Origin of the sequence: Spiroplasma sp. TIUS-1, assembly GCF_010365785.1 — a bacterium.
GTDB lineage: Bacteria > Bacillota_I > Bacilli_A > Mycoplasmatales > Mycoplasmataceae > TIUS-1.
Genome location: NZ_CP048387.1, coordinates 435,964 through 460,146, shown reverse-complemented (window position 1 = coordinate 460,146; position 24,183 = coordinate 435,964). Strand labels below are relative to the sequence as shown.

General features: G+C 26.8%; 26 protein-coding genes. 9 read left to right on the top strand and 17 right to left on the bottom strand.

Features of this window, described 5'->3' with window-relative positions; translation table 4 throughout:
• Positions 1 to 22: 22 nt before the first annotated feature.
• The 5 genes from STIUS_RS02040 to STIUS_RS02020 all read left to right on the top strand — a co-directional run bounded on the left by STIUS_RS02040 (position 23) and on the right by STIUS_RS02020 (position 8,691).
• A complete protein-coding gene (locus STIUS_RS02040; RefSeq protein WP_162649713.1) occupies positions 23 to 2,827 on the top strand; it encodes an HAD-IC family P-type ATPase in 2,805 nt (934 codons plus the stop codon).
• An 89-nt stretch (positions 2,828 to 2,916) separates the two neighbouring features.
• Positions 2,917 to 3,168, top strand: coding sequence for a hypothetical protein (locus STIUS_RS02035; protein ID WP_162649712.1), 252 nt, complete (start codon positions 2,917 to 2,919; stop codon positions 3,166 to 3,168).
• 299 nt (positions 3,169 to 3,467) lie between these two features.
• Complete coding sequence (locus tag STIUS_RS02030) at positions 3,468 to 6,116, top strand: valine--tRNA ligase (protein ID WP_162649710.1); 2,649 nt, start codon at positions 3,468 to 3,470, stop codon at positions 6,114 to 6,116.
• A gap of 60 nt (positions 6,117 to 6,176) precedes the next feature.
• On the top strand, positions 6,177 to 6,776 hold the full coding sequence (locus STIUS_RS02025) for a hypothetical protein (RefSeq protein ID WP_162649708.1): 600 nt from the start codon (positions 6,177 to 6,179) through the stop codon (positions 6,774 to 6,776).
• 262 nt (positions 6,777 to 7,038) lie between these two features.
• Positions 7,039 to 8,691, top strand: coding sequence for a hypothetical protein (locus STIUS_RS02020; protein ID WP_162649706.1), 1,653 nt, complete (start codon positions 7,039 to 7,041; stop codon positions 8,689 to 8,691).
• Positions 8,692 to 8,711: 20 nt separating this feature from the next.
• On the opposite strand, the gene rpsT is transcribed toward STIUS_RS02020, so the two are convergent.
• Positions 8,712 to 8,957 carry a 30S ribosomal protein S20 gene (gene rpsT, locus STIUS_RS02015; RefSeq protein ID WP_162649704.1) on the bottom strand — a complete coding sequence of 82 codons (246 nt, stop codon included), beginning with the start codon at positions 8,955 to 8,957 and terminating at the stop codon, positions 8,712 to 8,714.
• A gap of 102 nt (positions 8,958 to 9,059) precedes the next feature.
• Here rpsT and holA point away from each other — a divergent pair, with 102 nt between their 5' ends.
• From holA to STIUS_RS02000, 3 genes are read left to right on the top strand one after another with little or no spacing between them, the layout of a single operon-like run.
• Positions 9,060 to 9,998 (top strand): DNA polymerase III subunit delta, encoded by a 939-nt coding sequence (gene holA / locus STIUS_RS02010; RefSeq protein ID WP_162649702.1) that lies wholly within the window; start codon positions 9,060 to 9,062, stop codon positions 9,996 to 9,998.
• A 1-nt stretch (position 9,999) separates the two neighbouring features.
• Entirely contained in the window at positions 10,000 to 11,454 is a 1,455-nt protein-coding gene (locus STIUS_RS02005; RefSeq protein WP_162649700.1) for a hypothetical protein, read from the top strand.
• Complete coding sequence (locus STIUS_RS02000) at positions 11,454 to 11,732, top strand: hypothetical protein (protein ID WP_162649699.1); 279 nt, start codon at positions 11,454 to 11,456, stop codon at positions 11,730 to 11,732. The genes STIUS_RS02005 and STIUS_RS02000 overlap by 1 nt, the downstream gene beginning before the upstream one ends.
• 10 nt (positions 11,733 to 11,742) lie before the next feature.
• On the opposite strand, the gene STIUS_RS01995 is transcribed toward STIUS_RS02000, so the two are convergent.
• The 10 genes from STIUS_RS01995 to STIUS_RS01950 form a co-directional block, all read right to left on the bottom strand.
• A complete protein-coding gene (locus tag STIUS_RS01995) occupies positions 11,743 to 12,486 on the bottom strand; it encodes a hypothetical protein (protein ID WP_162649697.1) in 744 nt (247 codons plus the stop codon).
• A 101-nt stretch (positions 12,487 to 12,587) separates the two neighbouring features.
• Positions 12,588 to 13,202 (bottom strand): SprT-like domain-containing protein, encoded by a 615-nt coding sequence (locus tag STIUS_RS01990; RefSeq protein WP_162649696.1) that lies wholly within the window; start codon positions 13,200 to 13,202, stop codon positions 12,588 to 12,590.
• Positions 13,202 to 14,470, bottom strand: coding sequence for a DNA polymerase IV (dinB, locus tag STIUS_RS01985; protein ID WP_162649694.1), 1,269 nt, complete (start codon positions 14,468 to 14,470; stop codon positions 13,202 to 13,204). The genes STIUS_RS01990 and dinB overlap by 1 nt, the downstream gene beginning before the upstream one ends.
• A complete protein-coding gene (locus tag STIUS_RS01980) occupies positions 14,448 to 14,654 on the bottom strand; it encodes an exodeoxyribonuclease VII small subunit (RefSeq protein WP_162649686.1) in 207 nt (68 codons plus the stop codon). Before STIUS_RS01980 ends, dinB begins: the two co-directional genes overlap by 23 nt.
• 1 nt (position 14,655) lies before the next feature.
• On the bottom strand, positions 14,656 to 15,798 hold the full coding sequence (gene xseA / locus STIUS_RS01975; RefSeq protein WP_162649684.1) for an exodeoxyribonuclease VII large subunit: 1,143 nt from the start codon (positions 15,796 to 15,798) through the stop codon (positions 14,656 to 14,658).
• A 37-nt stretch (positions 15,799 to 15,835) separates the two neighbouring features.
• Positions 15,836 to 16,219, bottom strand: a complete 384-nt coding sequence (locus STIUS_RS01970) for a transcription antitermination factor NusB (RefSeq protein WP_162649682.1) — start codon at positions 16,217 to 16,219, stop codon at positions 15,836 to 15,838.
• A 34-nt stretch (positions 16,220 to 16,253) separates the two neighbouring features.
• Positions 16,254 to 17,222 (bottom strand): hypothetical protein, encoded by a 969-nt coding sequence (locus tag STIUS_RS01965; protein ID WP_162649681.1) that lies wholly within the window; start codon positions 17,220 to 17,222, stop codon positions 16,254 to 16,256.
• 18 nt (positions 17,223 to 17,240) lie between these two features.
• Entirely contained in the window at positions 17,241 to 18,134 is an 894-nt protein-coding gene (locus tag STIUS_RS01960) for a deoxyribonuclease IV (RefSeq protein WP_162649679.1), read from the bottom strand.
• Positions 18,134 to 19,021 (bottom strand): riboflavin kinase, encoded by an 888-nt coding sequence (locus tag STIUS_RS01955; RefSeq protein ID WP_162649677.1) that lies wholly within the window; start codon positions 19,019 to 19,021, stop codon positions 18,134 to 18,136. Before STIUS_RS01955 ends, STIUS_RS01960 begins: the two co-directional genes overlap by 1 nt.
• Complete coding sequence (locus STIUS_RS01950) at positions 19,008 to 19,301, bottom strand: hypothetical protein (protein WP_162649675.1); 294 nt, start codon at positions 19,299 to 19,301, stop codon at positions 19,008 to 19,010. Before STIUS_RS01950 ends, STIUS_RS01955 begins: the two co-directional genes overlap by 14 nt.
• 90 nt (positions 19,302 to 19,391) lie before the next feature.
• Between STIUS_RS01950 and STIUS_RS01945 the strand changes: the two genes are divergently transcribed.
• Positions 19,392 to 20,180 (top strand): glycerol-3-phosphate acyltransferase, encoded by a 789-nt coding sequence (locus STIUS_RS01945; protein WP_162649673.1) that lies wholly within the window; start codon positions 19,392 to 19,394, stop codon positions 20,178 to 20,180.
• A gap of 22 nt (positions 20,181 to 20,202) precedes the next feature.
• On the opposite strand, the gene STIUS_RS01940 is transcribed toward STIUS_RS01945, so the two are convergent.
• Genes STIUS_RS01940 through STIUS_RS01915 form a run of 6 tightly spaced genes read right to left on the bottom strand, consistent with a single transcriptional unit; the run spans position 20,203 to position 24,179 of the window.
• Positions 20,203 to 20,424 (bottom strand): YneF family protein, encoded by a 222-nt coding sequence (locus STIUS_RS01940; protein WP_162650044.1) that lies wholly within the window; start codon positions 20,422 to 20,424, stop codon positions 20,203 to 20,205.
• Positions 20,425 to 20,480: 56 nt separating this feature from the next.
• Positions 20,481 to 20,669 (bottom strand): DUF896 domain-containing protein, encoded by a 189-nt coding sequence (locus STIUS_RS01935; RefSeq protein ID WP_162649671.1) that lies wholly within the window; start codon positions 20,667 to 20,669, stop codon positions 20,481 to 20,483.
• On the bottom strand, positions 20,669 to 21,634 hold the full coding sequence (locus tag STIUS_RS01930) for an ROK family protein (protein ID WP_162649669.1): 966 nt from the start codon (positions 21,632 to 21,634) through the stop codon (positions 20,669 to 20,671). The genes STIUS_RS01935 and STIUS_RS01930 overlap by 1 nt, the downstream gene beginning before the upstream one ends.
• Positions 21,635 to 21,648: 14 nt before the next feature.
• Positions 21,649 to 22,770: a GTPase gene (locus STIUS_RS01925; protein ID WP_162649668.1), complete on the bottom strand. Its 1,122-nt coding sequence runs from the start codon at positions 22,768 to 22,770 to the stop codon at positions 21,649 to 21,651.
• Entirely contained in the window at positions 22,757 to 23,338 is a 582-nt protein-coding gene (locus STIUS_RS01920; RefSeq protein WP_162649666.1) for a YqeG family HAD IIIA-type phosphatase, read from the bottom strand. Before STIUS_RS01920 ends, STIUS_RS01925 begins: the two co-directional genes overlap by 14 nt.
• Positions 23,325 to 24,179, bottom strand: a complete 855-nt coding sequence (locus tag STIUS_RS01915) for a hypothetical protein (RefSeq protein ID WP_162649664.1) — start codon at positions 24,177 to 24,179, stop codon at positions 23,325 to 23,327. The genes STIUS_RS01920 and STIUS_RS01915 overlap by 14 nt, the downstream gene beginning before the upstream one ends.
• Positions 24,180 to 24,183: the final 4 nt, after the last annotated feature.

Below are 24,183 nucleotides of genomic sequence, written 5' to 3'. Positions count from 1 at the left end.
TATTAATTATTAGGAGAAAATAATGGAACCATACCCTTCGAGTCTTACACCAGAAGATGTAGTTAAAAAATATAAATCAAATCCTGATAAAGGTTTATCACAAGATGAGCTTGCAGTTAATATTGAGCGTTTTGGTAAAAATCAAATTAAGCAAAAAAAACCAAAATCACCTTGAGTAATTTTCTTTCATACTTTAATAGAACCAATTCAACTTATATTAGTTTTTGCGGCATTTGTATCTTTAGTAGCACCAATTATGAGTGCTGCAAATGGTCATGTTGACTATACAGAATTTATTGATTTCATTGTTATTATTGCAATTGTTTTCATTGATGGGACAATGCAAACAATACAAGGTATTAAGGCTGAAAAATCTGTTGAAGCTCTTAATTCACTAACTAAACCAAAATGTTTAGTTATTCGTGACGGTAATCAATTAGAGATAGAATCTTCAGAACTTACAATTGGAGATATTGTGATATTAGAAGCTGGAAGATATATTCCAGCTGACTTAAGAATTTTAGATTCATCAAATTTGATGATTGATGAATCTAATTTAACAGGGGAGTCAGTACCTGTTGAAAAAAATCATTTTGCTTTAGCTTCCAATTCTAAGATACTTGGGGAACTTTCAAATATTGCTTTTATGTCTACATTTATCACAAATGGTAGAGCAACTGGTATTGTTGTGAAAATTGGTGATGAGACAGAAATTGGTAAAATTTCAAAAATGATTTCTGAAACTAAAAAAGAAAAAACAATGCTTGAACAAAAAATAAATAAATTTTCTATAGTTGTCGCAGGAGCTTCAATTATAGTGGGTATTTTATTCTTTGTTACATTAATGATTGTTTCACCAGACTCAGGTAACAATGAGGGGTTAGAGTGGTTAAGTCACTTAATGGTTGCATTAACTTTAGCTATTGGATTAATTCCTGAATGTCTTGGTGCTGCTGTTTCTATTGCATTAAGCATTAGTACAAAAAGAATGGTTAAAAATAACATGATTGTTAAAAAACTTAGCGTAGTTGAAGCGTTAGGTGGTGTTAACGTAATTTGTACAGATAAAACCGGAACCCTTACTCAAAACAAGATGACTTGTGAAAAAATAATTTACAAGGGTCAAATAATAAATTCAGATGATTGATTGACTAGAATCAATGAGTCAGAACAAGCTATTAGAATGACACAAGGTATTATTTTGTGTAATGATTCGGTTATTCAAAATGGTGAAAAAATTGGTGATCCAACAGAATTAGCATTTGTTGAATATGCACATTTGATGGGTCATAACGAAGTTGAAGTTAGAAATAAGTACAAAAGGTTATCAGAGATTCCATTTGATTCATCACGTAAAAGAATGACTACAGTAAATAAAATTGGCAATGAAAAATTTGCATTCACTAAAGGTGGGGTTGAACAAGTTTTAGAAATTTGTACTCACATTTATGAAGACAACAAAATCAAACCAATTACCAAAAATGATATTGAAACAATAATGACTATGACACGTGAGCTAAGTAAAAAAACATTACGTGTTATGGCTTTTGCCTCAAAAGTAGTCTCAACAATTGATACAAATGGATTAGAACAAGGTTTTGTTTTTCAAGGTGCTATTGGAATGAAAGATCCAGTTAGAAAAGCTGCAGTTGAAACTGTTGCCCTTGCTTACAAAAAAGGTGTGAAAGTTGTAATGATTACAGGAGATCACCCAGAAACAGCTCTAGCAATTGCTCAAGAACTAGGATTAGCTAATTCAGAAAAACAAGTTATGACCTCTGTTGAATTGGAATCAATGAGTGACTTTGAGTTATTAGAAGTTATTGATCACATTCGTGTATTTGCACGTGTTAATCCAGAACACAAAGTTAAAATCGTTTCTTTATTACAAAGAAAGGGATATATAACTTCTATGACTGGAGACGGTGTAAATGATGCTCCGTCACTTGCAGCAGCAAATGTTGGAGTTGCAATGGGAATAACTGGAACAGATGTAGCAAAACAAGCTGCTGATGCTATTTTAACTGACGATAACTTATTTACTATTATTAATGGTATTAAAGAAGGACGTGGAGTTTACAAACGTATTCAAAAAGCTATTGCTTTTGTTATGGGTGTGAATATTTCAAATATTATTGCGATGGGATTAATTATATTAATTTCAAGTATGTCTCCATTAGAAGCTATTAATATTTTATGAATTAACTTAGTTATTGAAACAATGCTTGCAACAACTATCGGTATGGGGTTGACTGAAGAAACAGACCAAAAAATACAATTGAAAAATAAGAGTTCATTATTTGAGGGTATTTGAGGAATGTTTATAAGAATTATAATAATTAATACAATTACGGTAGTTTCAGCATTTTATATAGCTGGAGTTGTTGCTAAAGATGTTCAAGATCCTGAATTATTTAATAAATTTAGAACAACTGCAATGTTCTTTGTGGCAATGACTTCACCAGCATTGTTTGTAAATACAATGAGAATCACTACATGAAATGGTGCTAATAAATTTGGTTATACTTCAAATACTCCATTAATGATATCTTCAGCTTTAGCGTTGTTATTGAACTTAATGATTATTTTGACGCCTGGAGTTAGTTCAACAATGTTTGGATTAATTGGAATTTCAGATTATCAATCACATCCAATGATTATTTTAGTAATGATTGGTTTGGCATTTTTACCAATGTTAATAATGCTAGTTTCAGATTGTGTTTTATATATAATTCAAAAACACTTCCCAAATAGGTGAGATAGAAACCAAAGATTATCTAAATTAATAATTGAAGATGAAAAAGAATCCACAGAAATACAAATTTAAAAAGTCGTTGAGACTTTTTTTATTTTAGAAATTAGGTATTGTTTTTTTTTTTTTTTTGTAATCATAATAAAAATAGGAGAATTATTTTTATGCCAAAATTAAGAACAAGCGAATTAATAAGTATATGAGAAAACAGATTTGATTCTGTTGATTCTAAAGGATTATGTCCAAATTGTAAAAATAAAAATTGATTAATTGAATTTGATGAATATTCTTTAAATATTAGTGATCCTAATCATTTTTGAGTTGTTAAAGATATTGATGGTGTTGAAAATAATAGTGAGGTCAACATGTCAAATATGTGACCTGCACATAAAAAATGTATTGCAATTATTAAATAGATTAGTTATTAGATAAATAATTGAAGTTGCAAGTTTTTTTTGACTAATAAATTAAAAAATAGTTATTTATATAATTATTATATAATTATTATATAAATGTTTAATAGGAGTAAGGTAATTTATCTTTTCAGAGAATCAACGGTCGGTGTGAGTTGATATGATAACTACTTGAAGGTTGATTAAATAAAAATTTAATAAGTATTGAGTGGATCTATAAAAAGGTCAATTAGGATGGTACCGCGGAGAAATTCGTTCCTTTAATTAGGAACGTTTTTTTTATTTTCAAAAGGGAGAATTATATGAATAACAAATACAATCACAAAGATGTTGAAGCAAATAAATATCAAAAATGAATTGACTTAGGTTTATTCAAAGCTGATATGGATAAATCAAAAGAACCATTTTCTTTAATAATGCCACCACCAAATGTTACAGGTAAATTACATTTAGGACATTCTCTAGATAATTCAATTCAAGATTTATTAATTAGGTTTAAAAAACTAAATGGATTTGCAACAGTTTGAGTTCCAGGGATGGACCATGCTGGAATTGCTACACAAGTTGTTGTTGATAAACATTTAAAAGAGCAAGGAATTGATAAAAATAAGTTAAGTAAAGAAGAATTCTTAGATCATATTTGAGAATGAAAAAAAGTTTATGAAAAAAACATTAGAAACCAATGATCAAAATTTGGTTTAGCTTTGGATTATAATTTAGAACAATTTACATTCTCAGAACACCTACAAGATTACATGAAAGATGTATTTGTAAAAATGTACAATAGTGGATTAATTTATGAAGATGAAACTTTAGTTAATTGAGATCCTATTTTAGGAACTGCGATTTCTAATATTGAAGTTATCCACAGTGATGTAAAAGGTAAAATGTATTACTTTAAATACTTCTTTGAAGATTCAAAAGAATTTTTAGAAGTGGCTACAACAAGACCTGAAACAATGTTTGGAGATATATGTTTAGTGGTTAATCCAAAAGACAAAAGATATTCTAAATTCATTGGTAAAAATGTAATTAACCCAGCAAATAACCAAATAATTCCAATCATAGCTGACAAATATGTTGACATTGAATTTGGAACAGGTGTTATGAAATGTACACCAGCTCATGATAGAAATGACTTTGATCTAGGTAAAAAACATAACTTACCAATCATCAATGTTATGAACTATGACGCTACTATGAATGACAAGTGTGGACAGTGAAATGGATTTGATCGTTTTGATGCTAGAAAAGGGCTTGTAGAGTCTTTAAAAGCTAATGACACATTAATTAGAATTGAAGAAATTGAGCACCAAGTTGGTTTAAGTGAAAGATCAAAAACTATTGTTGAACCAATGTTATCTAAGCAGTGATTCGTTAAAATGGAAAGTCTTGCAAATAATGTTATTAAAATGCAAGAATCACAAGATCCAATTAGGTTTTACCCAAATAGATTTGATGCAACTTTAAAAGGTTGAATGGAAAACATTCATGATTGAACAATATCAAGACAATTAGTTTGAGGGCACCAATTACCAGTTTGATATAACAAAAAAAATAAAGATCAAGTTCATGTTAGTGTAGATGGACCAACTGATCCAGAAAATTGAAAACGTTCAGATGATGTTCTAGATACTTGAGCATCATCATCACTATGACCAATGGTTTGCTTAGGATATGATCCAAACAAATCAGAAGAAGATCAAAGTGATTTATACAAACAATTTTGACCTGTTTCAACAATGATTACAGGATATGATATCTTGTTCTTTTGGGTTGCTAGAATGATGTTTACAACACAATATATAAATAATGATAAGAAGGCATTTAATGACGTCCTAATGCATGGATTAGTACGTGATGAACAAGGTCGTAAAATGTCAAAATCATTGGGAAATGGTATTGATCCATTAATTGTTATTGAAGAATACGGGGCTGATACATTACGTCATTCACTTGTAGTTAATTCTTCTCCAGGTATGGATATTAAGTTTTCAGTTGAAAAAATTAGAAGCTCGTGAAACTTGGCAAACAAAATTTGAAATGCTTCAAGATATGTAGTTATGAAAACTGAAAATATGAACGCATCAATTGAAGAATCAAATTTAATTAAAAACATTAACAAGATTAATGAACAATGAAATGTTGCAAATAAATGAATTTTATATCGTACAAATGCAACCTTAATTGAACTTAAAAAACAAATTGATAAATATGAATTTGCTATTGCAGGTAAGGTTTTAGATAATTTTATTTGAAATGAATATTGTTCATGGTATATTGAACTATCAAAAGCAAATATTGAAAGTGATAATTTGCTTGTAAGAACAATTACTCAACAAACTTTATTATTGGTATTGAAAAAACTATTAATAATGATTCATCCTTTTATGCCATTTATTTCAGAAGAAATATATAAAGTGATTGGTGATAAAGAATCAATATTGAGAGAAGAGTGGATGTTTAAATTTGAAGTTAAAATTTCAGATGATGAAATTGAAGATATTGAAAATGTTTTTGAATTAATTGAAAAAATTAGATCATTTAGATTAAATAATGAAATTAAAAATGTTATTCAATTAAAATTTACTACAGATATAAAAAATAATTATGATTCAATCAACTCATATTTATTAAAAATGGTTAACTCGTCTATTACATATGCTAAAGATGCAAGCGCAATGAAAAACATTAGCACAATAGCTTTAACAAACTTATTTATTTACATTAAGAATTCAGACTTTATTAATACAGAAGAAGTTATGAAAAAATTGAATGAAGATATTATAAAAGTAGAAAGTGAACTAGTTCGCTTAGAAAAAATGTTATCAAATGAAAGTTTTATTTTAAAAGCTTCTAAAGACAAAATTGATGCTGAAAAATTAAAACAAATAAAATACAAAGAGCAATATGATAATTTGCTTCTAAAATTGAATCAGATAAAAAAATAATCAGTAAAATGATTATTTTTTTAATTTTTTGTGACGTTGTAATAAGTGAGGTAAAAAAACTTGAAATGAATTAAATTTTTAACTTGCTTATTATTGCCAATCGGAATTGCAGTTTCAATCTATGAAATTGATTTTTCTGATATATTTGGAGACAGACAAAAAAATATTCAAAGAGATATTGATATCTCGCCAGAGAATCATGAAGAGGAAAAAGAAAAAACAATAAAATTTTTAGTAGCATATGGTATTGATGTAGTGAACACAAGTATCATTCCACCAAAAGAAGTAATTTTTCAAGAGAGTTTTGTAACAGCAAAAGATGTTGTTGATTTTTATGATGAATATAACATTACGAAAAATTTTTATTTTGATAAAAGACAAAATATAGATATTGAATCTGAAGAAGAAATTACCATAAAGCTTATTCCATTAAAACAAGAAAATGTTAAATTACTAAATAGATTTGATCATAATAAGGTAAATATTGATTATTTTTTAAATGCAGGTTTATCTTTAGAAGAATCAATTAAACTTGAATCACTTTGTTGGGATGTGGAAGTGAAAGATATTTATGAGATTAAATACAAAGTTTTTAGTTTCATAAATACAAGCTACCGAAAAGAATTTTTAGATTATGCAATTGAAAAAATGATTTATTAAAAATAAATTTGCAATTGCAATTTTATTTTTAATAATACAATCAATATTATTTTGGAAAGCAATGTGAGTTTTGTTTATAATCGTTTTTTTAACTTATATTTTTATAAATATAAGTTTTTGAAGATATACAAAATGATTAGTGTTAATTTGAATATTATATTGTTCATATTTGTTTATTAATGAATTCTTATTTTTTTTCGTTAGTTTTCCGTCATTATTTCAAGTTACAAAAAAAGGAAATGGATTTTATATTTTAAAATTTTTGAATCAAAAATTTTTATTAGATAATGCAGCGGGGGAGTATGACCTATCGGTAGGGGAGTTTGTTAAAGCGGTAGGGGAGTTTAAAAAGATCAATGTTTATGGGCATTTTTGAGATTTTAACTTTAATGAGTATTTATTAAAAGACTCAGTGAAGTTTGAAATTTCAAACATTACAAATTTGCAAAGTGAGTATAAAGGTCTGCAATTTTTTATTAAAAATAAGTTTGAAAGTTCAAATAATTTATTAAATTTTACATATGGACAAAAAACAGATTTTTTGGATATAAAGCAAAATTTAATTGATATGGAAATAACTTACATTGCAAAAATTAAGTGATTAAATATTTTTGTTTTATTTTGAGTTGTTAGACTAATTTTTGATAAATTAAATTTTTCAAAAAAATATTTATCCTCATTTGAATGAATTTTTATTTTTGTTTTAAATTACTTAAATTTTTTTGAGGGGTTAATTTTAAAAATTCTTATTTATCAGTCAATCAAAATTTGGAGTAAAAAATGAGATGTAAGATTTAGAAAAATTACTAAATTTTACATATTCATTTTAATAACAACATTGTTCAGTCCTATGTTTATAGTTACTGATACTTTCTATTTCATATTGATTGGAAACTTTTTAATAGTTAGTTCAAATTATAAGAATGGTTATAAAAAATATATTTATATGTATTTTTATTCAATAATTACTTTTGCCCCAATACAAATATATTTTTATTACAAGATTCAATGACTTGGACCAGTATTTTCATTCATATTAATTCCATATTTTTGTCTATTGTATTTTGTTTCGATAATATCAATTTTTATTCCGCTTGGCAGTAATTCGTTTGATATATTTCTAATTGTTTTAAATATTATAGTAACTCTTTTAAAATATTTAACTCTAGTTACATGGATAGGACACTACAATGTTTTAATTGCAATTATTTACTACTCAATACTTTTAATAATTTTGAAAAAAGAAGAACTATTTAAAGTTAATGTAAATTTTATTTATTTAATAGTATTTGTTCTTTCAATTATGATGATGCAACTTTCAAATTTTATTTTTGGATTGGAAACAAATACTTACTTAATAAGATCAGGATATGTAAATAATATTGTACAAATAGAAAAACGAAAAGCAAGAGTACTTAACGCAGGTACAGAGTTTGGAGTTTCAAATAAAAATGAAATTAATTCCTTTTTGGACTACAAAGGAATTAAAAAAATTGAATGAGTTTATATTCAAAATGAATTAGCACATAATTCAAAACAATTACAGACACTGACTCAAAATAAGAAAATAAACAATTTATTAACTAAAACAAATTTTGAAAGTTTTACAGGAAATAAAATAATTAATTTCCCCAATGCTAAAACAAAAGGAGATAAGGGCGGAGTCGTAATTATAAATAACAATATAGCTGTTTTTAGTGATATTAGTTTAAGTTTTCAACAATATATCCTAAACAACAAAATGTACCAATTTAAAGATATAAAGACCATTGTTATAAATAAGTCTGGCGATAAATGAACAACTAAGGGTTTTATTGACAGGTTTAAATCAAAAACAATTATAGTGAACGGTACCAAGGAAGAAAAATGAGATAATAAAGTAATTTGAAATTCAAAAGACTATATAAAAATTTAATAAAAAAAATAGTTCTTAAACTATTTTGACATTAATCTAGATTTTTCTCTAGCAGCTTTGTTTGCTTTTCAAATACCTTTTGAAACAGCCTTGTCCACCAAACTAACTGCAGCATTTACTAAGTCAGTAGCTGTAGTTGCTTTTTCTGATTTAGCTACTAAAGCTTTTTTAATTGCTGTTTTAACTTGTGATCTAAAGTGCTTATTTTCAACGCGCGATTTCTCGTTAGTAATAATTCTTTTTTCGTTTGATTTAATATTTGCCATGTGTTCTCCCTGGAATATGTTTCAAAAATAATTATATCTTATAGATTAATATAAAACTATAACAATTCAAAAAAAATGTAAAATATTTACAAAGGACCTTATATGTTTTTAATTAGAAGTTATAATGAATCAATTAGCAAAAAACAAATCCAACAGTTAGTAAAGAAGATGGAAAGCTCAGATAGTGAGGTCTATTATTTTGACTATGAGGATTCAACTATAGATGATATTGAAGAATCAGCAAACACATTTTCATTATTTTCTGATAAAAAAATAATAGTTATAAAGAACGTCACAATTTTGACTTCAACTAAAAAAACAGATATAGACTTTAATAGATGGATAGATTTATTTAAAAATCAATCTGTAGAATTTATTATTTCAACTGAAGGAGATAAATTTAGTTCAAATAAATTAACTAAATATTTGTTGGATAATTCTAGAAAGCTTGAAATTGATAAGCCAAAGAGAAATGAACTTATTAACCAAATAAATTTAAAACTGACAAAAAATAGCATGAAATTTACTAATGATGATCTAAATTACTTTGTTGAATATATTGGTGAGAATGCTATTATGTTGAACAATGAATTAAACAAATTCATTGTTGGTAAAATAGATTTTAATAAAAAAAATATTGATGAATTATGTATAAAAGACCGTGAAAATAATATGTTTGAAATATCTAATGCACTGGTTTCGAATGATAAAGAAAAATGAATATCAATATTCAATAATTTTATAGGGAATGAAGGAAGTTTGATGTCAATTGTAGCATTATTATCGTCAAGTCTAGTTGCAACACGTAATGTGATGTACTTGAAGAGCCTTAAAATCGACAATGCAGAAATTGCAAAGTCTTTGGAAATGAACCCTTATAGAGTAAGTTCTATAGTCAGTTTGAAAAACAAAAATTTCGAGTTGTTAAATGATAAAATAAAGTTGTTGTTTAAAATACAAAACAATATTTTATCTGGTAACTATGATGGAGAAATAATTCCAGCCATCTCGTTATTGAAGATGATAAATTTCGGGGGATAAAATGAACGAAAAATTATATAAACAATTAGTCAACTTAAACTATGCTGTTTTTTCCAATGACGATATGCTTACAAAAATTTTAAATGATGTAAAATTCAAAGACAGTGTATTGCAGACAATTAATGGACTAATGTTTTTAGAAAAGAAGAATTCAGTAAATTTAAAGGGTATACAATTTGGTAATTCTGTTGGACGTGCTTTGGTTAAACTAATTAATGAAAAAGTTGCGTTTAGTATTTCAAATTTAAATGTTGATAAAATTGAGGAAGAAATAATTTTCTTTTCTAATTTTATTTCAAATACATATGGTATTTCAAAAGACATAATTTTGGATAGTGGCATTGACATTAAAGAAGGGGATTTTGTTAGTTTTGTAAAAAACTACAAAGAAAATGAAGCTACTGCAAGTAATAATACAACAATTCAAGATGAAGCAACTATCCAAATTAATGCAGGATCTGCAGAAAACATAAAGGTAAATAATGTTGGTGCAAATCAGCAAGGCACACAAAATATTTTTGGTGGTCAATCAAATATGGGGCAGCTATTTCAAAACCCAATGAATAGTGAAAGATTTTATCCATTTAAAACTAAACCAAAAGAAATGAGATGAATTAAATTTGCTTTTGCAGCTTCAATTTTAATTATTGGAATCTTGTTTATAGTTATTTACGCAATACTTGGAGCTGAACAAATTAAAATTTCTTCAGATGATAGTTACAGAGGAATTTTTGATAATCTGGAGCCTAAACACATAATTCTTGGTGCTGATGATACAATGAAACAAAAATATGTTGACTTCTTAAAAGGGAATTGAATTTTATCTCCGTATACATTGATTTCTAAGGACCCTAGTCTAAGTACTGGAGTTAATACTTTTTCAATAATGATGAATATTTTTATGATTTTAATTCTTTTTTCTTCGGTATATCCTATGCTGAAACAACCAAAACTTTATAAAGATCAATATCATGTAAATGGGGGAACATTGTTTCTTTTTGGGTTTGTAATCTTTATATTTATAATGCCTGTTTTCTTTAATCAAAGCGGTGGAATAACTTCAATGATTTATCAACTTGGATTTAAAGAATCTAATACAGATGTAATTGTAAAGGACTTCTTAAAATGAATCATTAAATCGAGTTATTTAGATGAAAATAAAACTCAATTTGAGACATTTGTTTCTGCAATAGGTGAGCAAATGGATTTATTGACATTGAAAGTTCTTTCTATAATTACAATTGTATTTGCTTTCATTTTCCTTGCAATGTATGTTGCAATTATCCTTATAAATCCAAAACTTGATAGGGAAAAATATAGATTATTCATTATTGAAGTTCAAAAAAAAGCGATGGCTCAAATGCAAGGTCAATCATATGACATTGATCCATCATTGTTTGAAAGTGATGAAGAAATGGCTGTTTGAGAAAAGAAAAAAAACAGAGATAACAAATAATGTCCTTTTATCAAAAAAACGAATATAACCTATCGACACATAGTTATTACAGAATTAAACAACGTTTAAATTTAAATGTAAGTGATCTGGAATTGCGTGGAAAAGTAAATGAAATAATTTCAAGATCAACTTATAGTTGAGAAACAAAAAAAGATTTGTATATTCAGTCAAATATTAATGAAATATATTTTGTAATAGATAAGGCTTCAAAATTAATAGTAACTGCTACAAAAATTTCTTACTCAAAGCAATTAGAAATATTAGAAAATGAAAAATAATCCTTGCGGATTATTTTTTATTTGTAGGTTTTTTTGCTGTTGTACTTTTCTTAGTTTGTGGTGCTTTGGTTGTTGTACTTTTTTTAACACTAGTAGTTTTTTTTGCTGTTGTACTTTTCTTAGTTTGTGGTGCTTTGGTTGTCGCCTTTATATATTTAGATAAGGCTAATTCAACTGCATCTGTGATCATTTGAGAAACTTCAGCTGTTGAATAAACTGCTTCATGGATATCTTCTTGGTTTTCGTCTTCTTCCACTTTATCTTTTAAAACAGGTTTAGGTTTAGGTTTAGAAAATTCTTCTTCAGTTATAGTAGTAGGAGTAGGTTTTGAATTTTTTCTTACAGCCATTGTGACAGGAGTATCTTTAATATCGTCAGCAACTGCATTTTTTGGTTCTGGAGTAGATTCACCTAAAGCTTTACTTCTCAAGCGAGCCATTCTGTCTGAAATATTTTCTTCAGAAACCAAAGGTCCATGTTCCATATCATCATCGTTAATTCCAGTCTCTTCACGCTGTTTAGCATTTGTTGCTTTTGCTTTTGCGAGTAGGGCAGATATAGTCCCTTCTTTCATTCCACGTTTTTGTTTTTCTTGTTCTATAACTTTATCATCCTCAGTTTGGTTACCATGCAAACGACGTATCTTATAACTAATAGCATCTTCTTGGGCCTTTAATTTAGTTGTAACACCAGTATCAGGACATACATGGATCTTTAAATGAATTGTACAAAATCTAGGTGAAAAACCAGCCATAAAACTCCTTAATAAGTGATATATATTAATAATATTTTATAGTAAATATAAATAATAAGATAATAAAAGATAATCACAAAATAAAAAAAGTGTATAGTTAACTATACATTTTTTAAACTAAACACAGTATTACATTCGTTACAATTAATATTCAATTTTGATTTTGATCTAATAATTTTTCCACACTCACATACGTATTTATAATTTTTTTGTTTAACCTTTTCAATCGTAATAGAATCTTCATGAATAATTTTTAAGGCTGCCTTATTAAAATCTAATTTATTTTTTATTATAAAAATTAATTCATCGCTTGGAGAAGTAGAACATCCCCCACCGTTTTTACTTATATTATTTTCAACATTAAGTAATCCCAAATTTTTCGCTGTAATTTTAAAATTTTTATTATGTCTACCATTTGAAGGTTCAGTATCTTTAATATTATTTTCAAAATTATATTGATGAGACATTTCATGAACAAGTGTAGAAATTATATTTATATAATTTCCATCTAATCTTTTAGTAAGTATAGTTATTTGTGATCCACCATCCAATCATCCACCATATGGTTCAAAATAAGCATAGGCATTAATTCTTCGATGTTTTGATGTTTCAACCCCTATTTTTAATTGTTTCAATGAAGATTTAAACAAAATTTTATTTAATTGATAATGTACAGAAGTTAATTCTGTAATTATTTCATCAATATTTATATTCATTAACTTCTCCTTTTGTTGTCGTTAAACTCTCCCTTCTGGAATTTTGAAACTTTTTCTTCCTCTTCAAGCTTAATTTTTAGATTTGCTCCAGTTAATAACTTATCTTGATGTAATTTTTCATTAATTCCATCAACAATTTTTTCAACTGAACTAAACTTTAAATCTAATTTATTTAAATCTAACTGATGTTTTACATTATATTCTTTTGCAGTATTTGAAGCACGAACACCTACTAATCTAACCAAAGACCCATCTCATAGCTTATAAAAATTATTTTTTGATACTGCAAATATATCTTCTAGTGTGTGAATTGGTTTATCAAGTGTTTGCTGCATTGAGACTCGTTTTTTAGTTAATTTAGCTTCTTGATATCTCAAAACAACAGTTATTGTTTTAGCTCCTAAGTTTCTTTGCAATAGACGTTCTCTGACTGCAAAAGACATATCATAAATGAATTGTTCAATTTCTCCCAAATTTTGTGTAGGTTGATTAAATGTAACTTCAGATCCAAGGCTTTTCAAACCTGAAAAATTAATATCCAAAACATCAGTGTCCATACCGTTTGCTCTATTTCATAAAATCAAACCGGGTTTATTTAAAATATCTATTAAAAAGTTTTTGTCAACTTTTGCTAAATCCCCTATTGTATTTATGTTATTTTTTTCTAGAAGCAAAGCAGTCTTAGTCCCTACACCAAACATTTTGCCCACATGTAAAGGTCACAATTTATTTTCAATTTCAAAAGGTAATATTCTAAAATATCCATTTGGCTTATTTCTATCGCAAGCAACTTTGGCAAGTATTTTATTAGTGCTAATTCCAATTGAACAAGTTATATTAAAATTCTCTTGAACACTATTTAATATATGCTGAGCCATCTTACTGACTGATCCATATTTTTTATATTCATTTGTAACGTCCATATAGCACTCATCAATAGAGGCTAATTCAATTCTTTTTGAATAGTTTTCATAAAAAAATTTAAATACAGCTTTTGAAGCTTTTGAATATAAACTATAATTTGGCTTTACTAATAATAATTCAGGACATATTTCAATTGCTTTAAAAGCTGATAAACCTGCCTTCACACCAAATTTTCGTGCAGAGTAACTAGCAGCAGTAATAATCGAGTACTTTTCACTATATGCTACTGCAAGCGGTTTATTTTTGTATGATGGATTTTCAATAATGTGGCAACTTGCAAAAAAAGCATCAAAATCAATCAAAAAAATTATCTTTTCACTATTAGACTTCTTTGTAAAATTCAACTTTTTCACCGTTGACAACTTTCTTTACTTCGCCTTCAATTGTTTGGAGTTCTAATGAAACTTCACTAATTAGTTTTTCAACTTCCTTATAGTGATTTATTGAATCGTTTAATTCTATTTTTGGATTTTCGATTAGCTTAATTAAATCCTTAATTTTTTCGATTTTTAAATTTAATTTATCCATATTATTTTACCTCCTCAATTTTTATTGAAACTTCGCCGTCGCTCATTTTTATTTTGATTTCTTTTAATTTTTTAAGTTGATCCACAGTTTTTATTGTTTTATTACTATAAGCATCCATTATAAGTGCAAACCCTTTATTTAAAGGCCCATATGGGCTCAATAACTCTACCTCACGACTAATTGCTCAAAATTGCTGCTTAATGTTATTTAATTTAGTAATTAAGGCACTAGATGTAGTTTCTTTGATGTTATTTAATTTAATTTTATATTCATTAAGTTTATGTATAAGACCATTAGATGACCTTTCTATTAATGAATTAAGAAAATCAAACATTGCATTCATATCTATAGAAGCAGAAACTGCTGCCATTGTAGGAGTTGAAACTCGTAAATCAGCAACATAATCTGCCAATGTTATATCTGATTCATGACCAACACAAGATATTATTGGAATTTTAGAATTATGAATTGCTTCAATAACTTCAACTTCATTAAATGATCATAAGTCTTCATAACTTCCCCCACCACGGCCAACTAACAATACGTCAACTTTAATTTTGGAATTATTTGCTTCAACTATTTTTTTTGCAATATCTTGTTTAGCATCATCTCCTTGAACTAGAACTGGAAATAAATATATATTTGCAATTGGAAAACGTTTTTTTATTGTAGATAGTATGTCTTGTATTGCTGCCCCAGTTTCAGATGTTATAACTCCAATAGATGTTGGAACTTGTGGAATGGGTTTTTTATATTTAGAATCAAAGTAACCTTTTGCTTGATATTCTTGGTATCTTTCTTCATATAACTTATCTAATGTTCCAGAGCCTTCATAAATAACATTATTCACTGTAAACGTTAATTTATTAAATGGAGGATAATATGATAAAGAGCCGTTTGCTATTATTTCTGAACCTTCTTTCAAAGTTTGTAAAACATGTTTTGAAACATTTGATTTTCAAATGGCACAGTCAATCTTTCCGCCGGGGTCTTTAAGCGAAAAATAAATGTGTGAATTTGCTTTAATTACTAAGTTTGAAATTTCACCTTTTATTTTTAAACTTTTAAAAATAAAAGAGTCATCAATAAAACTTTTCAAACTATTTCCAAATTCAGTAACTGTTATTACATTTTGTTCTATCATTCTAATTTCCTCCCACTATTTTTAACGTCACAAAAATTTAAAATGAATCTAATATTGGGTTTAAAAATTTTGGATCAATTGATGGAGCATAAACTCTAGATAAGTCTAAAGAAGCATCTATTACAACAGCTTTAATATTTTTAATTTCTATTATTTCATGAACACCACAAATAAGTATTGACTTATGAATTGGCGAAATTCTTTCTCATGACCATTTTAAATCTAACTTTGGTTTAATTTTTTCTATATAAGAATAAATATTTTCAATTAAAGAAATTAAAATTTTACTTTCATTTTCATCAAGACTGACTTGAAATCCGTCTAATACTTCTTGGATTGATTCAATCTGTGTTTTTGACAATAAAAAAAATCGATAGATTATTTGTATAAATTTATCACGAGTTTCTCTTCTGTTTTTCATAATCTTCGATATCCTTATTAATTTTTTTTAGATCTTATTCTTTTGTAACTTTAAATTTGTACCATCCATTTTCTTCATCAAGTTTAAAATCAAAAAAATTAGTATATATAATAACTCCATTTTTGCCTTGATCTTGTTCCAATTTTTCCAATAAATTTCCAATAAATTCAACAACTTTTATTTTATTTCCAGGTATTTCTTCTGTAACAAGAGTAATAAAATCGGCAATACTCGAAGGGTTACCTTTTGTAAAAAATCTCATTTTTTCTTTATCAGTTGATTCATTGAAAATTACATTTGATGAGTTTAATTGGTTGAACAATTTTCAACCTGATTCTGACTGATTTTTAACTTTTGAAATTGTTTGGAGTATCAAAGAAGAATAAATTTGCATTGCTGCGCTTTCTTTTAAAACTTTACCTGATTCGGAGTTATCGCCCTTGTATTTATTAAAAGCATTTGATAAATATGTTAGAACTTTAATTGAATCTTTATTATTTTCTGATGAAAAATCAGTATTTGTGCTCCCTAAAAAAAATGTTTCTTTTTTGTCTGAATTTTTTAACCAATTAAAAGAGTAACCTTGTTGTACATCGAATTTAACAAACGTTTCTTTTTTTTCTTCGGAGTCATCAACAAATTTAACAGAAAAAACTTCTCCAGGAGTAATTTTCTCTGTTGATAAATCAGGCAAATGATTAGTTAATCATTTTCTAGAAGCCTGAATATCTTCAACTTTAGTAAATGAATTTGAAATTTCATAAACTATTGGAGATGTATTTTCGTCTACAAATGTTTGAAATTCACCGTTGTCATAATAACCAAAATCACCAGCTGATAATTTTAATGTTCTATTTTCAACTGCATTATTAATTGAACCAATTGGGTCCTTTTCGTCAAAATAAAAAAACTTAGGTTTTGTATCATTAAAACAAGAAACTAAAGTAACAGATGGTCCAATTGTAATTGTTGATATTGCAAGTATTGTTAGTAATTTTTTCATGTTCTCTCCAAATATCATTTATATTATACTAAATACTTTAGTAAACTCACCACTATATAGCATTTCAATTTCTTCTTTATACGGTGCTTTCTTTTTTTCATTAACTCAAGGGGTTTCCAATATTATTGGAATGTCTAAAAATCGTTTGTCGTGAGTTATTTTATGTAAGGTATCAAATCCAATAAAACCATAACCAATATTTTGGTGTCTATCTTTTTTTGATCCCAATGGATTTTTAGAATCGTTTAAATGAATACATCATAGTTTATCTAAACCAACTAATAAATCAAATTCTTTTATAACTTCTTCATATTTTCCAACCAAATCATATCCAGCATCATTCATGTGACATGTATCAAAACAAACCCCAACACGGCTGTTATCCTTTAAGTTTTCAAATATAAATTTAAAGTCTTCAAATCTTGTGCAAATTTCTGTTCCCTTACCACTCATTGTTTCAAGTGAAATTCTAACTTTTGATCCCTTTGTTCGGTCTAAAACAATATCTAGTCCCTTAACAAATTGACTAATTGCAAAATTTTTATCAGCTCCAACACTAGCTCCAGGATGCAAAACAACATTTGTTATTCCGATCGCTTCAGCTGCTTTAATCTCTTTAACCATTAAATCAATTGAGTAATTAAAAGTTACTTCTTTAACTGTGTTTGCCATGTTTATTAAATACCCTGCATGAATAACTAATTTCTCTAACTCAAAATTATTTACTTTACAAAGTTCCCTAAATTGTGGAATATCCAAGTCTTCAGGGTTTGCTTTAAATGCGTTTTGAGGCGGACCGGTAAATATCATAAAAGTATTTGCTTTGTAATTAATAGATTCCTTTAAGCTACCCATTAAATAATTATTTGCCTTGTTCATTGATACATGTGAACCTAAATAAATTTTTGACATTATTCACCTTTTATGAAATTTTTAATAAATTTCACATCTTCTTTTATTAATCTTTTCATTTCATCATCAGTTGTATATGGAATACTATTTCTTACAAAAATTGTTGGTTTTACAATAATTTTTCATTCATAAATTTCTCTGTTGAAATTTTCTAAGTGAGTTTCAAAAACAAATGATTCTCCATCATTTATTGAATTGTAAAATGCATAACCGTTAAAAGTTTCGTCTGTATGTGAAACATAAACTTCTGCTCCATATACTCCATATTTTAAAGGTAACTTATTAGAATACTTTAAGTTTGCAGTTGGATAGCCAAGAGTTCGCGCTCTTTGTGAACCTTTGGCAACCCTTCCTGAAATCAAAAACTCAACTTTAGTTAGCTTTTTAAATCTTTTAAAATCTGATTTAGATAAAGAGTCATTTACTTTCTTAATGTAATTTTCGCCACTAGGTGTATTTACAAATGTAAATTTATTTGGTTGAAATTCTGATAATCATTGTTCATTAAAAACATGCTCTAACTGAAAATTTTTAGTCATAATAATATTATTAATTTTCAAAAAACTATTTAAATTATCAGCAATAGATTTTGAATCTAATCTTATTACTTGATGCAAAAAATAAAAAAATATTTCATCAACTTTATACTTACTTGCCTTTTGAATTAAGTTTTGATCAACTAAAAAACCTGTCATGTCTTCACTAATGATGGGAACAAAAATAACTGACTTTTTTTTCTTTGATTTTGCAGTTTTAATTAATTGTTTAACTAATGAATCTTCCTGATCTGATCAGTTAAATCAATCACCAACTGCAATCACTGATTCTTCTCTTCAAAGCATTATTTTTGTTAGTGGACTGAATTGAGTTACATTAATTTTTTTCATTGTCTAGTTCTCCTAGTTTTTTTCTCAACATCATTTTTTTAAATTCATGAGCCATTATGTCGGATTTAATTTTTGTTAGTGGTTCACTATATTTTGGGTCAGTTCCTCTTTTAGAAACTAATTGCATATAAATAATAAAACCAAAAAGTGGCAACAAGAATCATCATCTTAGTCCCTTTCTTTTTTTCTTTTCTAATCTTAGTTCTTCTTTGAGTAAAATTTTCAAATTACTATCAATGACTTCTATTGCATTTTTTGCTTCATCATCTGTCATTTTCATTATTTCATCATGCATAATTTAATCCTCAAATGTATATATTTTTTATTATACTATTTCATTATATAATACTAATATATAAATGAGGTAAATATGATATTAGGAACGATAATAGCGTCAATAATTGGTTATTTATTAGGTAGTATTCTATTTGGTAAATTGTTAGTTAGAATAATCGCTAAACAAGATTTAAGTAAAGTTGGTTCAGGAAATTTGGGGGCAACTAATGCATCTAGAGTTATTGGTAAGGCATGAGGATTTGCAGTGTTCTTATTAGATTATTTAAAAATAATAGTTACTGCTTTTATTGCACTAGCATTATGTGCAATTCCAAATGACTTTTTCAGAGATACTTTTATCTTTATACCTGCAACATTTTGTTTTATAGGTCATATATATCCTGTTTTTAATAAATTTAAAGGTGGTAAAGGGGTTAGTTCAATTAGCGCCTTACTATTTGTTTATAACTGAATGTTTTCGTTATTGTTTATGGCAATATGATGGTTGACGTTATTTATTGTTAATAAAATTAGTGTTTCTGGCTTTGTTGCGATTATTGCTTTGGGTATACTTACATGAATACCTGCTTTAAGTATGTTAGACGCCCAAAAGGCTTATAGTTTTAATGCAGATGAGTTACATCAGCTAAACAATACAAATGTTGCTTTGTTTAATGTATTTAATTCATTAAAGGTAAGTTTAGGTTCAGAAAACTTTGACATATTTATAATAAATAATACAATATTTTGTATTACTGGTTTAATAGTAATTATAAAACACAAAGATAATATAAAACGACTATTTTTAGGAACTGAGCCATCATTTTTGAATTGAAGACAGAAGATTAAAGAAAAAAAAGATATTGATCCAGAAGGTAAATAAAAAAACACGAATTCGTGTTTTTTTATTTACCTGCATTTCTTTTGAAAGCACTCATTGTTCTTTTTATATCAGTTTCAGAAGGTTTTCTACCCATACTTTGGTACATTGCCCTAATTTGTTGTTCGTTAATTGGCGGATTATCTCTTAATTGCTTTTTAAAAATACTTCTTGTAATGAAGAATCCAACAATACCACCGAATATAACCATTAATATTGCTATTAATAATACCCCTCACCATGCCATCATATTTTAATTCTCCTAATAATAATTATACTTTAAATAAATTCTCATTGATTTGATTATTTTTTGTCATTAGTCTTAACTACTTTAATACTTTTCAGTTGTTGTTCAAATCCTGCTTTAAAATTTTCAATAAATTCTTGCCTCAATTCTTTTTGCTCTTTAGATTCTTCAACAGTTAAACCCTTTTCTTTTTTTATCTTTGCAAGTTCATTTATTCTTGCTATTTTAGCTGAATCCATTTCCATTAGACTTTACCACCCATTGATGTGTCAACTAATTTTAATGCATATAAACCAGCTCCTATTAAAACATTATCTGCTGGAATTGTTGAAAATACCATTTTTAATGAGTCAGTAAAATTTTGTAACACATGTTTCGCTATTGTTCTTTCAAGAATCTTAATGATTATTTGTCCAAGTTCTGCAACTGGACCTCCAATAATAATAACTTCTGGATCCAATGCCATTATCATAGTCGACATATGTCTGGCTATGGCATTTAATGATTTTGAAAGTAAATCATAAATCTCGATTGGTGCATTAGAATCAAAGTAGGCTTTTTTTATCTCTGAAATTTCAGTAATTGGACCTTCAAAATATTTTTTAATTACTGAGTTTTCAGATTCCATAGACTCATTAAATAATTTAATTATTCCTTTTTTAGAAGAAAGTGCTTCTACACAATTTGGAAGACCACATTCGCATCTATATTTATCTTGTCAATTAGTACCACCATGACCAAACTCACCTGCATATCCGTTTTTACCTGCATAAAGTTTTCCATCCAAAACCAATGCGCCTCCGATACCAACTCCAACGTAGTAAAATAAAATATTTGAATATTGTTTACCCTCACCTATTCAAAATTCTGATAATGCCATTGCATTAGCGTCATTTATTACAACAACTGGTTTTTTAAATAAATCTTCACCTTCTGATTTAAGATCATAATTAATCCAGTTCATATTTGCTGAATTTCTAACAATACCTCTTTCATGATCAACGAATCCAGATACAACTATTGAAACTTTTTGGATATCATCTTCAATTGTTAAACCCATTCATTCAAACTTATCAGTAACAGCATCATAGATATTTTGTCAAAACTTTCTCTTTTCAATTTTAACCTCAAAAATAGAGGATAATTTTCCACTTGAATCAACCATTCCAATTCTAGCTTTTTCATTACTAATTTTTATAGCAAGAACCATATGCTTACCTCTCGTTAATCTTTAATATGATTATATCAAATAAAGTCATTATCTTGGTAGTGACTTGTGATATTGATATAGTTTAAATATATTGAAGATAAAGATAAATTGAATTGTTCATTTGATTTTGCAACAATTCAACCTATGTCGGCAATGTATATTACAAAATCATTATTTGCTTTAATTTTATATTTTTTATAACTCATTTCACTTCTTTCAAATTTACTTAAATAATCATAATTAACTATATTTTTTAAAATATAGTTCTCAAGATTAACTGTCTTTGTTCTATGAAGATTAGTTTTTTTAGAAACATATATATGAATATTTACCTTAACAGTAGATTCAACTGAAATTCCAAATAATGTATCTAGTACAATTGAATGACCATCATTAAGTTGAAATGTAAATTGTTTAATTCTTTTTTCAGGATTAAATTCACGTAAAAAAGATGGATCAATATTTTTTAAAATTGAAAAATCTCTTGAAAAACCAGGAGTGTCAAATACTTCCTTGTTTTCAATTGATAATGGAATTATCTTTTCTGTTGTATTTGGAATATAAGATTCAACAATCTGATTATTATTGTATAACTCTTTTAACATTGAATTTATCATAGTTGATTTACCGCTATTAGAAACTCCTATAAAATATTGGTTCTTATTACATTCTTGAATTACCAATATTAGTTCTGCAATAAGCTTTTTAGAACTATTATTCATAATTAAAAACATTGGCTCTTTAAAACCCAAATTTTTGATGTATTCTACAAAAAAATCTGTTATTTTTTCTAGATTTGATATGTCTCTAAATAAATCTACCTTATTTATTATAAAAACTGTTTCAACATTGTTTTTATTTAATTTTTCCAATATTTCAAAATTTATACTTGTATGTAGATTGAATAAATCAATTAGATAATAGATTCTTGAATTACTAGCATTTTCAATAACTGAATCAATAATTTTATTAATCTCATTTGTATCGATTATTTTTTGCGTGTACTGACCATAGTTTTTTAGTTTGAAGCAAGAAAGACAATACTTATTGTTTTCATTTAGTATATAACCATTTTTATTTTCATTAGTAGTTTGTAGTGACACTCCACATCCCAAGCAAGAGTTATAGTATTTCATATTTTTCACCTAGCTCACCTTCTGTATAAAAACCTTCGTGTAAAATGTTCTTTTGCTCAAGATTTTTTAAAATAATATTCTCAACTCAGTTAGTAATTTTATTACCCTCTGCAGAACGTTTTAATGGAGTTACTAATATTGATTTAATATAACTTCTATTGGCAAATAATATATCTGTAATTACCTGATCACCAATCATAATTATTTCATCCTTATTTAGATTAAATTTTTTATGAATGTATGTCATTTTAGAAATTAATGGTTTTTTACAATCTCAAAAATAATGCTCAACTTCAGCTTTTTTTGCAAAGTTTTCCACCCTACTTCTAATATTGTTTGAAAATAATACAAATTCAATCTCAGATAACTTTACTGATTTAATAAATTCCAATGCTTCTTTAGAAGGCATTCTTTCAGATAAAGAAATTAATGTATTATCTAAATCACAAATTATAAGTTTTATTCCACTACTTTTTAATGAGGCAATATTTATTTTAGAAACATTTTCAACATATAATGATGGTTTAAAGTAGTTTAAGAATATAGAATTTTTTTTATTTTTTGCCATTTTGCCCTTGGTTCTCTATAAGTAGTTGTTTGAAAAACTTCAATATTTCAGCTACCATGAATACATCGTTATAGCAATGATCCCTTGCCTCTTTTAAATATTTACCCAATTCAACAAACTCGTCTACATTAATATTACCATGGTCTATTGAATAGTATTTATACGCATTTATACATATTTCATAAATACTAGACGTTTCAGGTTTTAGTTTATCTGTCTTACCATAATAGTTCATTATTTTTTTTGATGACTGTAGGTCAATCATTTTATCTTTTGTCGTTGCATCAAAAATTGAACCATCTTTTTTCAAATTATTAAATTTGGCTAATTTTAATAATTTGTAAATATCAAACATATTAATTGATTTATCTTTATTAAAAAAAGCAAGACCTTGTGAAATCTTTGGACTAACATCTTTCAATAACCATGAAGTAATTAGTTTTTTCTCAGCACTAGTATCAGCACAAATAATTGTCCTAATATTCTTACGCTTGCAAACATTTAAAAAACTATTTACTAAAGACTTATGTGCTTTTTCAAAATCGTATTTTTTTTCTTTATAGTTTCTTAAAATGTCCATATGCTTTATTGCAGTTTGGTTGTTTCTGTAAATTAGATCCTTAAAATTTCTTATAATTGAAAATTGTAGTAAAAATACCTTGTCCTCATTTCTTTTGATATCTAATGTATCTTCAAATTCATTGTTTTTTGGTTTGTGAGATACATTTAAAAACTCACAATCCAATATTAAGGCTGGAAATTTAATATTTGTAAGTTCTTGATTAATTGATGTGATGTCAACATCCATAAACTGATGTTGATTTATAGCTTTTCGTAACATATAG